Origin of the sequence: Myxococcus virescens, assembly GCF_900101905.1 — a bacterium.
Taxonomy (GTDB): domain Bacteria; phylum Myxococcota; class Myxococcia; order Myxococcales; family Myxococcaceae; genus Myxococcus; species Myxococcus virescens.
The window spans coordinates 1288692-1301194 of sequence record NZ_FNAJ01000001.1; the positions used below are offsets into that span (position 1 = coordinate 1288692).

General features: G+C 66.6%; 10 protein-coding genes. 8 read left to right on the forward strand and 2 right to left on the reverse strand.

What is annotated here, in order from left to right; translation table 11 throughout:
• Positions 1–82: 82 nt before the first annotated feature.
• The gene (gene htpX / locus BLU09_RS05285; RefSeq protein ID WP_090486319.1) at positions 83–1000 is read right to left on the reverse strand and encodes a protease HtpX; all 918 of its coding nucleotides are present in this window, start codon (positions 998–1000) and stop codon (positions 83–85) included.
• A gap of 529 nt (positions 1001–1529) precedes the next feature.
• Between htpX and BLU09_RS39830 the strand changes: the two genes are divergently transcribed.
• On the forward strand, positions 1530–2438 hold the full coding sequence (locus BLU09_RS39830) for a peptidoglycan-binding protein (protein ID WP_090486322.1): 909 nt from the start codon (positions 1530–1532) through the stop codon (positions 2436–2438).
• A 14-nt stretch (positions 2439–2452) separates the two neighbouring features.
• The gene (locus tag BLU09_RS05295) at positions 2453–2698 is read left to right on the forward strand and encodes a hypothetical protein (RefSeq protein WP_090486325.1); all 246 of its coding nucleotides are present in this window, start codon (positions 2453–2455) and stop codon (positions 2696–2698) included.
• A gap of 60 nt (positions 2699–2758) precedes the next feature.
• On the opposite strand, the gene ettA is transcribed toward BLU09_RS05295, so the two are convergent.
• On the reverse strand, positions 2759–4438 hold the full coding sequence (gene ettA, locus BLU09_RS05300) for an energy-dependent translational throttle protein EttA (RefSeq protein ID WP_090486328.1): 1680 nt from the start codon (positions 4436–4438) through the stop codon (positions 2759–2761).
• A 371-nt stretch (positions 4439–4809) separates the two neighbouring features.
• On the opposite strand from ettA, the gene BLU09_RS05305 reads away from it, so the two are divergent.
• The 6 genes from BLU09_RS05305 (at position 4810) to cas7c (ending at position 11769) form a co-directional block, all read left to right on the forward strand.
• On the forward strand, positions 4810–5244 hold the full coding sequence (locus BLU09_RS05305) for a hypothetical protein (RefSeq protein ID WP_090486331.1): 435 nt from the start codon (positions 4810–4812) through the stop codon (positions 5242–5244).
• A gap of 2 nt (positions 5245–5246) precedes the next feature.
• Positions 5247–5624 carry a DUSAM domain-containing protein gene (locus BLU09_RS05310; protein WP_090486334.1) on the forward strand — a complete coding sequence of 126 codons (378 nt, stop codon included), beginning with the start codon at positions 5247–5249 and terminating at the stop codon, positions 5622–5624.
• Positions 5625–6094: 470 nt separating this feature from the next.
• A complete protein-coding gene (locus BLU09_RS05315) occupies positions 6095–8365 on the forward strand; it encodes a CRISPR-associated helicase/endonuclease Cas3 (protein WP_090486336.1) in 2271 nt (756 codons plus the stop codon).
• A 56-nt stretch (positions 8366–8421) separates the two neighbouring features.
• Positions 8422–9096, forward strand: coding sequence for a type I-C CRISPR-associated protein Cas5c (cas5c, locus tag BLU09_RS05320; protein ID WP_090486338.1), 675 nt, complete (start codon positions 8422–8424; stop codon positions 9094–9096).
• A complete protein-coding gene (gene cas8c / locus BLU09_RS05325; protein ID WP_090486341.1) occupies positions 9093–10904 on the forward strand; it encodes a type I-C CRISPR-associated protein Cas8c/Csd1 in 1812 nt (603 codons plus the stop codon). The genes cas5c and cas8c overlap by 4 nt, the downstream gene beginning before the upstream one ends.
• Before the next feature lies 1 nt (position 10905).
• Positions 10906–11769: a type I-C CRISPR-associated protein Cas7/Csd2 gene (gene cas7c, locus BLU09_RS05330; RefSeq protein WP_090486345.1), complete on the forward strand. Its 864-nt coding sequence runs from the start codon at positions 10906–10908 to the stop codon at positions 11767–11769.
• The last annotated feature ends 734 nt before the right edge of the window (positions 11770–12503 follow it).

A 12503-nucleotide genomic window follows, 5' to 3' on the forward strand; every position in this document is an offset into this window, starting at 1 on the left:
GCCCCGTCGCCGCGTCACAGAACAGCCCGGCGCATGTCACCTGTTCGTGACATGCGCCGGGGTGACGACCACCGCGCTCGCGTCAGCGCTTCCAGCTGCCGTCCATCAGGCGCTGGATGCGCAGCTCCAGCGGCGGGTGGCTGGAGAAGAGCGCCATCATCCCGCCGCCCCGGATGCCGAACGCCTGCATGTTGGACGGCAGCATGGCCGGCTCCCCCTGCTGCATGCGCAGCCGGTTCAGCGCCCGCGCCATGGCGCCCGGGTCCACCAGCTGCGCGCCCCCGTCATCCGCGCGGAACTCACGCCGGCGGCTGTACCAGGCCACGATCATGCTGGCGCCAATGCCAAACACGATTTGGAGCACGATGCTGGTGATGAAGTAGGCCGGCCCCGAGCCGCCGCTCTCCTCGCCATCCTCGGAGCGGCTGAGGAAGCGGTCCACGAAGAAGCCCACCACGCGGCTGAGGAAGATGACGAAGGTGTTGAGCACGCCCTGGAGCAGCGTGAGCGTCACCATGTCACCGTTGGCCACGTGGGCCACCTCGTGACCGAGCACGGCCTCCACCTCGTCCCGCTTCATGCCATGGAGCAGGCCGGTGGACACCGCGACCAGGGCGCTGTTGCGCCTGGCGCCCGTGGCGAAGGCGTTCATGTCCGGGCTGTCGTAGATGGCCACGTCGGGCATGCCAATGCCCGCGTCGCGGGCCAGCCGGTGCACCGTCTCCACCAGCCAGCGCTCGTCCTCCGAACGCGGCGACGTGATGACCTGCGCCCCCGTGCTCCACTTGGCCATGGGCTTGGAGATGAGCAGCGAGAAGATGGCGCCGCCGAAGCCCATCACCGCCGCCATGATGAGCAGGCCCGGAAGGTTCAGCCCCACGCCGCGGCGGGCGAGCAGGTTCTCCACCCCGATGAGCTGTCCGACGATCGCCAGCATCGCGACCACCGCGAGGTTGGTCAGGACGAAAAGTGTGATGCGCTTGGCGAAGCTTCCCTTCATGAGTCTCTCTCTCCCTAGAAAAAACCTTGGGGACAACATTCAGCAGGGTGGGACGAATGCAAGCTTCGTCGGCCACTTCTTGTCCCGACCCGACTAGAACAGCCTTCCGACGGGGCACTTCCCAAGGTTGTTCCTTCAGGAACCTGAGATTTTCTCTATGAAACGGCCGTGACGGGGGTTTCCCCAGGGCTCGCTCGGCCGCCGGGTTGGGTGCCTGGGGCTTGCGCATGCGGCGCCACACCAGGGGTGCGTCCCGGGCGCCCAACATGCGACTCCACCGCCCCCCTGACGCGTCAGCCAATCACAAACAAGACGGCGAAGGCAGAATATTTCCACAACAATGAATGCCACAAATCCCATCTGTCCACTGTCACCTTGGCGCAAATTTTCTGTCACGCCACGAAACACAGCTCAATCATGAGCGCGCGCTTGGATTGACACGCGTTTTTGACGGAATCCCAGGCAACTTTCTCTGAGCGGTTGGGAAAATGGCTCCAACTCCATTCTTCTTTCAAGGGAAGAGCCCCCCATGGTAGCCATTGCCCGCACCTCCGCGGCTGCGTCCAGCAGCGCGTCTCGCTCCGCCTCGCCCACGCTGCGCAGCGGCGCTCGCGGCGCGGCCGTGACGCAACTCCAGAACAAGCTCAGGGCCGCGGGCTTCAATCCAGGCGCCTCGGATGGCGTGTTCGGTCCGAAGACGCAGTCGGCGGTGCAGGCCTTCCAGCGTGCGCGTGGGCTCCAGGTGGACGGCATCGTCGGTCCCAAGACGTGGAACGCGCTCAACTCGGCGGGCGGAACGGGCGGCTCGGGTCCCACGCTGCGCAATGGCGCGCGGGGTGAGCCGGTGCGTGCGCTCCAGCAGCGGCTCAACGTGCTGGGCTTCAAGTCGGGCACGGCGGATGGCGTGTTCGGTCCGAAGACCCAGTCGGCGGTGAAGGCCTTCCAGCAGTCCCGCGGTCTGGTGGCGGACGGCATCGTCGGTCCCAAGACGTGGGACAAGCTGGGCATCAACGTGAAGGGCCCTGTCACCAACCCGGGCGGTGGCGGTGGCGGTCGGGTCGTCACGGGCTATGTGAACGGGAAGCCGCGGCAGATTTCGCTCTCGCCGGTCCCGAACGGCAAGGAGATGCGCTCGGACGCGGCGGCGGCGTTCAACCGCATGCACGCGGCGGCGCGGGCGCAGGGCATCACCCTGAAGGTGAACAGCGGCTTCCGCAGCATGGCGGAGCAGGAAGCGCTGTACCGCGCGTACAAGAACGGCACGGGCAACCTGGCCGCGGCTCCGGGCTACTCCAACCACCAGGGCGGCATCGCGGTGGACATCAACACGGGCGGCACGGGCACCTCGACGTACCGGTGGCTGGCCAACAACGCGAAGAACTTCGGCTTCGTGCGCACCGTCCCGTCCGAGCCCTGGCACTGGGAATACCGGCCCTGACACAGGAGAGTGACATGAAGAAGCTGCTCTTGACGTTCGCGGTGCTGGCGGCCCCCGCTGGCGTTGTCGTCGGCGGTCTGGGCTACACGCCCACGGCCGAGGCACAGTCGTCCCGGCTGGCGTGTACATACACGTATTACAATGACGAGGCGCTCACGGAGTACGTGATGACGCTGCACTGCTCCTGCGCGAACCCGGACTGCCACGCCACCGAGGACGTGACGCCGTTCTTCACGGTGGAGTGCATCGACGCCTGCTGAGGTGAAGTGCCGTCGAGCCACCGCACCTTGCCGGTACGGTGGCTCCGGACTGTCAGCGGCTCAGCTCTTCGTAATCGGGCGGTAGCGGATGCGGTGCGGCTCCAGGGCCTCGGGGCCCAGGCGCTTCTTCTTGTCCGCTTCGTAGTCCTCGAAGTTGCCCTCGAAGAAGAACACCTTGCTGTCGCCCTCGAACGCCAGGATGTGCGTGGCGATGCGGTCGAGGAACCAGCGGTCGTGGCTGATGACCACGGCGCACCCCGCGAAGCCGAGCAGCGCGTCCTCCAGGCTGCGCAGCGTCTCCACGTCCAGGTCGTTGGTGGGCTCGTCGAGCAGCAGGAGGTTGCCGCCGCTCTTGAGCATCTTCGCCAGGTGCACGCGGTTGCGCTCACCACCGGACAGGTCCTTCACCCGCTTCTGCTGGTCCTGTCCCTTGAAGGCGAAGCCCGCCAGGTACGCGCGGCTGGGCACCTGCCCCGCCTTGCCCAGGTCCAGGTGGTCCAGCCCGCCGCTCACCTCCTGGAACACCGAGTTGTCGCCGTCCAGCGCGTCGCGGCTCTGGTCCACGTAGGCCAGCTTCACCGTCTCGCCGATGTTCAGCTCGCCCTCGTCCGGCTTCTCCACGCCCGTCATCATCCGGAACAGCGTCGTCTTGCCCGCGCCGTTGGGACCGATGACGCCCACGATGCCACCGCGCGGAAGCTTGAAGTTCAGGTCCTCGATGAGCAGCCGGTCGCCGTACGCCTTGCGCAGCCCCTTGGCCTCGACCACCAGCCCCCCGAGCTGCGGGCCGGGCGGGATGATGACCTCGCCCGTCGCGTCGCGCTTGTCCTGCGTCTGGTTGAGCAGCTCCTCGTAGGCCGCGATGCGCGCCTTGCTCTTGGCCTGACGGGCCTTCGGGGAGGCACGCACCCACTCCAGCTCGCGCTTGAGCGTCTTCTGGCGGTGGCTCTCCGACTTCTCCTCCAGCTCCAGGCGCTTCTGCTTCTGCTCCAGCCAGCTGGAGTAGTTGCCCTTCCAGGGCACACCCTCGCCGCGGTCCAGCTCCAGAATCCACTCGGCCGCGTTGTCCAGGAAGTACCGGTCGTGGGTGATGCAGACGATGGTGCCCTTGTACTCCTTGAGCGCCTGCTCCAGCCACGCGACGCTCTCCGCGTCCAGGTGGTTGGTGGGCTCGTCCAGGAGGAGCAGGTCCGGCTTCTCCAGCAGGATGCGGCACAGCGCCACGCGGCGCTTCTCACCACCGGACAGCTTCGTCACGTCCGCGTCGCCCGGCGGCAGGCGCAGCGCGTCCATGGCCATCTCGATGGTGCGGTCCAGCTCCCAGCCATTCACCGCGTCGATGGCGTCCTGCAGCCGGCCCTGCTCGGCCAGCAGCTTCTCCATCTCCGCGTCGCTCATGGGCTCGGCGAACTTCGCGCTGACCTCGTTGAAGCGGTCCAGCGTGGCGCGAATCTCCTTCAGGCCCAGCTCCACGTTGCCCTTCACGTCGAGCGAGGCGTCGAGCTGTGGCTCCTGCGCCAGGTAGCCGACCTTGGCGCTGGGGTCCGGCTTGGCGACCCCGAAGAACTCCGTGTCCACGCCCGCCATGATGCGCAGCAGCGTCGACTTACCGGAGCCGTTGGGGCCAATGACGCCAATCTTCGCGCCGGGGAAGAACGAGAGGTAGATGCCCTTGAGGATCTCCTTGCCGTTCTTGACCTTGCGCAGGTCCTGCATCGTGAAGATGAAATTCTGGGCCATCTGGGCCTTCCTGCTTAAGGTGGAGTGAGGGCTCTGCGGGCCCTGCGGATACCAGGGTGCAACAGCGCACTCAAGGCGAGAGCGTCCCCCAGCCCCTGGGGGCTCGAACGACCGGCCCCGGGAGGTGGGGGCGGCCCGGAACAAGCCGTCGCTCCTTGGCCCGCCCTGCACCATGTCCCCCGGGCAACACCCTCGCGCACCGGTGGCCCCGTGCGCAACGGAGAGGCCGCACGCATCCGGACCGACTCCTACACACGATTCGGCACTTGCCCCCGCCCGCCCAGCCCTTCGTTGCACACTCCCCTTCGGCCTCCCCCTGACACAGCAGTGTTAAGGTGGAGCTCGTCCATGAAGCCGGGGCAAGCCCAGGCATGCCAAAGCTGAGCAATGTCCTTTCCCTATGGTGCCTCCTGGCGGTTGCCATGCTGGGCTGCTCCAGCAGCGCCACCGGAGCGGCGGGCCGTCGCGACGCCTACGCGATGGCAACCTGCACTGACACCGTCACGTGCTGCATCCAGCGCAACCCGGGCATGCCCGAAGCGTGCGGCCTCACGGCGGGCGAAGCCGCCTCACACATGGCGGGCGTCAAGATGGCCATGGAAGCAGCGGACAATGCATCCGCCGAATCGGACGACTCCCACAACGCGGCACTGCCCGAATGGAAGCGCCGCTGCATTCGGAACTATGGCGACTGCCAGGACGATGGCTGGACGGGCTCCTGTTACGACTGCCTCCGCTACTGCGAAGGCCAACAGGAATGGCCTACAGACCAGTGCTTCCGGCCCAAGAAGAAGAGGGTGAGATAGTCATGTCCGATGACCTTGACTGGACACCGGTGCGAGCCCTCGCACGCCGCGTGCGTGCCGGAGAACGGCTGACGCTGACGAACGAAGTACGGGAGCTCCTGGAGCGCACTGCCTCTGAGGTCGGTATCAGCAAGACTGACTCGGCGCTCGCCATCGCCGGTGTCGAAACAGCCGAAGCGCTCCTGCTGGAGTGCGCGAGGCGCATCAAGGAAGGCTCAGACAGACTCACGGATGCGCTCTATCGGGCGAAGCGTTACCGGCTGTCGGGGAACCTGGACAGCGCCCGCCAGGAAATGCGGGATGTGCTCGCCGTCGAAGTGGTGCCGCATTACCGCGAGATAGCCGAAAGTCAGCTCGAAGATCTCGAAGACGAGCCATGAACTGCATTGGGGGCGCGACTGACGCGCTCCGCAACTCCCACTGCAAATTCTCACCGGCAGGCGTCCAGGCGGTGTCCAGCGCCGCGTCCGCTCCACTTCATACTCCGCGCTCTCCGTGGCCCGCCGCAACTGGCCCTTGAGATCGGTCACCTCTGCCCTCAGCGCTGCATGAATATGCCCGGCGTGCTCCAGGTCGGCGCGAGCTTGGTCCCGGCCGCACTCGACCTCTTCACGTTCGCCGCAGGCATCGTGAGCGCACTGCGCCGCGCGGGTGCCGTGCCCCATACGACTGGGTGGCTCCTGCTGGCGTGGGGCCACCTTCATCAAACGCAGCCACCCGCTCCCGCTGTCCGCCCCGTTGAGCTCAAGCTGCTTCGCGCTAAACTCTGTCTTCAAAGCGGGCCACCCGCGACGCCGAGGTGTTCAGGAGAACGCCCGCCATCGGTCACCAGACGGCATCCCCTCTCCCCATGAATGGATTTGCGCATTCGACAGCCAATGCCGACCGCCGGGACTGGCATCGGCTCTCGGAACATCTGCTCGAAACGGGGCGGCTCGCGGCGGACTTCGCCGCCGCGTTCGGCGCTGCTGCCTATGGCGAGGTGAGCGGCCGGTTGCACGACCTGGGCAAGAACCAGCGTCCATTCCAGGAGGGGCGCCTGGAGGGGAAGCCGCTCCGGGTCGACCACTCGACCGCTGGCGCCGTCGAAGCTGTGAAGCGGTGGGGGTCCGTGGGCCGGCTGATCGCATATGCCATTGCCGGTCACCACGCGGGCCTGGCGAATGGTCTCCCCGGAGCGAACCAGAGCCGCCGCTCGCTCGAGGAGCGGCTCGAGTCAGACAGATCGCAGCTCCTGCCGGGCTGGGAGGCGGTGCTGGCGCTGCCCTCCGCGCTACCCAACGTTCCGCTCACGTTCCGGGAACCCCAGGCACCGGGCTTCACCCTGGCGTTCTTCGTCCGGATGCTGTTCTCCTGTCTGGTCGACGCCGACTACCTGGACACAGAGGCGTTCTACGCCAGGGTGGAGAAGCGCCAGTTGGAGCGCGGCCACGCCGTCACGCTCCCCGAGCTGCGAGACCTGCTGCGCGACTACATGGCGCGCATGGACATCCCGGACAGTGACGTCAACCGCGTGCGCGCCGAGGTGCTCGCACGCGCGCGCACGCATGCGCCAACTCCCCCGGGGATGTTCTCGCTGACCGTGCCCACTGGGGGCGGCAAGACGCTCGCGTCACTCAGCTTCGCGCTGGAACACGCCGCGCATCACGGCAAGCGTCGCGTCATCTACGTCATCCCCTACACCAGCATCGTGGAGCAGACCGCCATGGTGTTCCGCAAAGCACTCTCTCCTCACGGCGACGCCGTGCTGGAGCACCACAGCGGCTTCGATGACGCCGTGCTGGAGACCCAGCGCGCGCGCGACAAGCGCCAGCTCGACATGCAGGGCTGGGACGCGCCCGTGGTCGTCACCACCGCCGTGCAGTTCTTCGAGAGTCTCTTCGGGGACCGTCCCTCGCAATGCCGCAAGCTGCACCGCATTGCCAACAGCGTCATCGTGCTCGACGAGGCGCAGACCCTGCCGCTCAAGCTGCTGCGCCCCTGTGTGGCAGCACTGGACGAGCTGGCCCGAAACTATCGGAGCAGCGTGGTGCTCTGCACCGCGACGCAGCCTGCGCTGTGGGAAACCGGAGACCCGGTCCGCAGCTTCGCGGGCGGCCTCCCCGACCGCCCCGAGCGCGAGATCGCCCCCGCTCCGGCCGAACTCCATCGCCGGCTGCGCCGTGTGCGCGTGCACCACCAGGGAGAGACCACCGACGAGCAGTTGGTCGAACACCTGCGAGCGCATCCCCAGGTGCTGTGCATCGTCAACAACCGGGTCCACGCCAGACATCTGTACCAGGCCATCAGCGACCAGCCCGGCGCGTGGCACCTGACGACGCTGATGTACTCCAGGCACCGCTCCGAGGTGCTGGACACGGTACGCACAGCCCTCCGCGAAGAGCGCCCATGCCGACTGATCGCCACCTCCCTCGTCGAAGCAGGGGTGGATGTGGACTTCCCCCTCGTGCTGCGCGCCGAGGCGGGCCTGGACTCGATTGCCCAGGCTGCCGGACGCTGCAATCGCGAGGGCAAGCGAGACTGGAGCGCGAGCCAGGTCCTTGTCTTCCGCCCGGTGAGCCAGGGCACTGCCCCGCCCCGCGAGCTGCGCGAGTACGCCGAGACCGCGAGCGAAATCCTGCGCCAGCCGCGCTTCCGAGACGACCCGCTGGCACCAGAGGCCCTCGACGCCTACTTCCGGCTGCTCTACTGGCGGCGCGACGGCGCCGACTCGCGGCTCGACGGCAAGGGCATCCTGAGCATGCTCGCGGGGCTGAAGACAAACCTGCCGTTCGAGAAGGTGGCGCGTGAGTTCCGCATGATTGAGAGCCACCAGCAGCGAGTCATCGTCCCCTGGCTTCCGGGCACCCGTGAGGAGCCACCTGAGTTCTCCGAGTCCCTTGCGGCGCTAACGCGCGGCGGCTTCGTGGGAGCCAGCGCGCGCGTCCTGCAACGCTACACCGTGCAGGTGCCTGTCTGTGCATTGAATGGGCTCTGCGCGGCCGGCGCGGTCCAACCGTTCGAGGAGGCGCGCTTCGGTCGGCAGTTCATGCTGTTGAGGCAGCCAGAACTCTATCATGAGGCGTATGGGTTGAGTTGGGAGGCCCCGACATTCATCGACCCCAGCAATCTCATGATATGAGTGGCGGAAGACAGCCGCAGGGCATCCCCGCGGCGCCGCGCACCCAAGGGGGAAGGATGGCTTACGGCATCAGGTTGCGGGTCTGGGGCGACCGGGCGTGCTTCACCCGCCCCGAGCTCAAGGTGGAGCGAGTGAGTTACGACGTCATCACCCCCTCCGCGGCGCGGGGCATCCTGGAGGCCATCCACTGGAAGCCGGCGATCCGCTGGCGCATCGACCGACTCCACGTCCTCAAGCCCATCCGCTTCGAGTCAATCCGCCGGAACGAAGTGGAAGAGAAGCTCTCCGCCAGCAACGTCGCCAAGGCGATGAAGGCCGGGAGCACGCGCGCAGCAAAGCTCTACGTGGAGGACATCCGGCAGCAGCGGGCCGCCACCGTGCTGCGTGACGTGGACTACGTCATCGAGGCGCACTTCGACCTGACCGCGCGCGCCACCGAGGACGACAACGCCGGCAAGCACCTGGACATGTTCAACCGCAGGGCGCGCCAGGGCCAGTGCTTCCACATGCCCTGCCTGGGTACGCGCGAGTTTCCCGCCAGCTTCGCCCTGCTCGAACAGGATGCGCCACTGCCAGCTCCCGCTGATGAACTGGCCGGTGAGCGCGACCTGGGCTGGATGCTGCTCGACATCGACCATGCCCATGGCATGACGCCGCGCTTCTTCCGTGCACGGATGCACCACGGCGCCATCGACGTGCCCCCCTGGGACAGCGAGGAGGTGCGCGCATGATGATGGAAGCGCTCAGCCGTCTGTACCTCCAGTTGTTCGAGCGCGGCGAGGTGCCAGAACATGGATTCAGCGCAGAGAAGATCAGCTTCGAGCTGGTGCTCGCGACGGACGGCACCCCCGTGGAGCTCCGCGACCTGCGCCACCAAGAGGGCAAGAAGCCGCGTCCGCGCCTCCTCCCGGTTCCCACGGATCCCAACAAGACGCGCACCTCGGGCATCCTGCCCTTCGTGCTGTGGGACAAGACCGCCTATGCCTTCGGCGTCACCGCGGGCAAAGACAAGCGCACAAAGGATGAGCACGCGGCCTTCAAACAACGCCAGCACGAGGTGTTGAAAGACACGACCGACCCCGACCTGCGTGCCTATCTCGCATTCGTTGACGCCTGGAGGCCCTCGCGCTTCCGCGAACTGCCCGGATTCACCGAAGAAGCCCTGGACGCCAACTTCGTGTTCCGCATGGACGGTGAACACTCCTACCTGCATGAAAAGCCAGAGGCTCGCGCCTTGTGGACGGCCACGCTCGGGAAGGGGGAGGCGCGCCCCGGACAATGCCTCGTATACGGTACTGAGGAACCGTTGGCGGACGGGCACCCCGTCATCCGTGAGGTCAACGGAGCCCAGACCGCGGGCGCCTACCTCGTCTCCTACAACATCTCGGCGTTCGAGTCCTATGGCAAGAAGGGAAACGCGAACGCCTCCATCTCGCGGCACGCTGCGTTTGCCTACACCACCGCCCTGAACCACCTGCTGCGGAGAGCTCCACACAACCGGCAGCGGCTGCAAATCGGCGACGCCACCGTGGTCTTCTGGGCCGAGGCGCCCAGCGTGGAGGCGACCGATGCGGCCATCGGCTTGTTTTCAGTCCTGCTCCAGCCTCCGAACGAGGCGGAGGAGACCGCGAAGCTGGGCTCGGTGCTGGAGACCTTCGCCAGCGGCCGACCGTTGGCAAGCATTGATCCAAACCTTCATCCGGATACGCGCTATTACGTGCTCGGTCTCGCGCCGAACGCCGCGCGGCTGTCCGTGCGCTTCTGGATGTCGGATACCCTGGAGCGGCTCGGCCAGCGCTTCGTCGAGCACTATCACGACCTGCGGTTGGAGCCCGCGCCCCACCCGGCTCCGTCCCCATGGTTGCTGTTGCGCGAAACCGCGGCGCTCGGAAAGAGCGAGAACGTCCCGCCGCAGCTCGCTGGCGAGCTGATGCGCGCCATCCTCACAGGTCAGCGCTATCCAGGCAGTCTGCTGGCCAACGTCGTCATGCGCATGCGCGCCGACCGCGACGTCAACCTCACGTCCATTGGCCTACGGGCCGCCATCTGCCGCATGTGCCTTGTGCGCGACGCGCGCAAGGGCGTCCATCAACACAGTGAAGGGGGAACACCCGTGGGTCTCGATCCCGAAGAGCGCAATCCTGGCTACCGGCTCGGCCGGCTTTTCGCGGCGCTGGAGAACCTCCAGCGTGCCGCCCTGGGCCGCAACATCAACGCCACCATCCGGGAGCGATATTACGGCTCCGCCTCCGCGACTCCGGCCAGCGTTTTCCCTCTCCTGCTGCGCGGCGCCACCCACCACTTCGCGAACGTCAGGAAAAGCAGCCCCGGTCTCGCCTTCGTACTCGAACAAGAGATTGCGCAGATCGTGGACGGCCTGGACTCCACCTTTCCTCCCAGCCTGCGGCTGGGGGACCAGGGCCGCTTCGCCATCGGCTACTACCAGCAGAAGTGCTATCGCCGTCCGGCGAGCGAAGCGGCCACGTCCGAGGCCGACACCGCCGCCACCACCGATATCGACCAGGAAGAGGGGGAGTGACATGGGCGCCATCACCAACCGTTACGAGTTCGTGCTGCTGTTCGACGTCATCAAGGGCAATCCGAACGGAGACCCGGACGCGGGCAACCTGCCGAGGCTGGACCCGGAGACCAACCAGGGCTTGGTGTCGGACGTCTCCCTGAAGCGCAAGGTGCGCAACTACGTGGAGTTGGAGAAGGGCTCCGAGACGGGCTTCGCCATCTACATGGCGGAGAAGGCCATCCTCAACGCGCAGCACGCCAAGGCCTACAAGGCGGAGAACCTTGAGTCAGTGGCGAAGAAGCTCCCCAAGGAGAAGGAGAAGGCGGACGCGCTCACGCGCTGGATGTGCGCCAACTTCTTCGACGTCCGGTGCTTCGGCGCGGTCATGACCACGGAGGTCAACTGCGGCCAGGTGCGGGGGCCCGTGCAGATGGGCTTTGCCAGCTCCATCGATCCAATCGTTCCGCTGGAGGCGTCCATCACCCGCATGGCGGTCACGAACGAGAAAGATGCGGAGAAGGAGCGCACCATGGGGCGAAAGCACCTCGTGCCCTATGGCCTCTATCGCGCGCATGGCTTCATCTCCGCCAAGCTGGCAGAGAGGACGGGGTTCTCCGGGGAGGACCTCGAACTGCTCTGGCGCAGCTTGACGAACATGTTCGAGCACGACCGCTCCGCCGCGCGCGGCGAGATGGCGACCCGGAAGCTGCTCGTGTTCAAGCACAGCAGCGCGCTCGGCAACGCGCCGGCGCACCGGCTGTTCGACCTGATCCACGTCCGGCGCCGGAACGCTGAAGCGCCCGCACGCCAGTATGCCGACTACGTGGTCGACATTGCGCACGACAAGCTCCCAGAAGGCGTCTCGCTAGAGGAGAAGCTCTGAGCGCGACGCCCTCCCCCGAGCCGCCGCGCTGCGGTTCAGGGGCGGTGTAGCGGCCCTGTCAGCGAGTGAGACCCGTGGCGGATGAGCACGAAAGCCCATGCGCCGCGGGCGTCGAAATATGATTGAAGTCGCTCACGTTCTCCTCGGCATCGCGTGCGCGTGTCTGGCATGAGGGGCCCGGTGGCCCCACCGCGACTCTGCCCACGTCCCCTCTGGCTGCGCCGCGCGGCCCTCTGCCCAAGCTTCCGGACCTGACTTGTCTTTCCGCGCGCTGAAGCGTTTCCTCCAGCGCCCCGACTCGGTCCTCGAATCCACCGGGCAGTTCGCTGGTGACCTCGATATTGTCTTGATGTCCTCTGGTGGCCCCCCCACCAGCAGGCACGATGCTGTCCATCTCCAGCACTCGACGTCCATCTGCCTGTCATCCCCCCATGTCCTGGAGCAGCTCTACATCCCGCGCAATGTTCGCATCGTCCAGCGGTGCCAGTTCCCGTCGGAAGATGGCTCGAGGAAGACGGGGCATCATGGCGCCAGCGGGCCTCTGGACGTCGAGGGGTTGTTTGTCATGTAGTCGTCGCCCGCGAACCACCCCCAGTGCGCGCTCCGCCGAGGGTTCGCGCTCTTTGAAATCCAAAATAATTTCAAGAAGTTGGGCGTGGACGCACGATTGTCGAGGCCTCCGAAGCGTGGGCGCCGAGGCAGGTTCGCGAAACCGGGCCGGATTCCGTAGGAAG

What these genes read in the sequence shown, in the direction of transcription:
- cas8c (WP_090486341.1), top strand. Translation starts at nt 9,093, where the DNA reads ATGATGATGGAAGCGCTCAGCCGTCTGTACCTCCAGTTGTTCGAGCGC.
- BLU09_RS05295 (WP_090486325.1), top strand. Translation starts at nt 2,453, where the DNA reads ATGAAGAAGCTGCTCTTGACGTTCGCGGTGCTGGCGGCCCCCGCTGGC.
- cas7c (WP_090486345.1), top strand. Translation starts at nt 10,906, where the DNA reads ATGGGCGCCATCACCAACCGTTACGAGTTCGTGCTGCTGTTCGACGTC.
- htpX (WP_090486319.1), bottom strand. Translation starts at nt 1,000, where the DNA reads ATGAAGGGAAGCTTCGCCAAGCGCATCACACTTTTCGTCCTGACCAAC.
- ettA (WP_090486328.1), bottom strand. Translation starts at nt 4,438, where the DNA reads ATGGCCCAGAATTTCATCTTCACGATGCAGGACCTGCGCAAGGTCAAG.
- BLU09_RS05315 (WP_090486336.1), top strand. Translation starts at nt 6,095, where the DNA reads ATGAATGGATTTGCGCATTCGACAGCCAATGCCGACCGCCGGGACTGG.
- BLU09_RS05310 (WP_090486334.1), top strand. Translation starts at nt 5,247, where the DNA reads ATGTCCGATGACCTTGACTGGACACCGGTGCGAGCCCTCGCACGCCGC.
- BLU09_RS39830 (WP_090486322.1), top strand. Translation starts at nt 1,530, where the DNA reads ATGGTAGCCATTGCCCGCACCTCCGCGGCTGCGTCCAGCAGCGCGTCT.
- BLU09_RS05305 (WP_090486331.1), top strand. Translation starts at nt 4,810, where the DNA reads ATGCCAAAGCTGAGCAATGTCCTTTCCCTATGGTGCCTCCTGGCGGTT.
- cas5c (WP_090486338.1), top strand. Translation starts at nt 8,422, where the DNA reads ATGGCTTACGGCATCAGGTTGCGGGTCTGGGGCGACCGGGCGTGCTTC.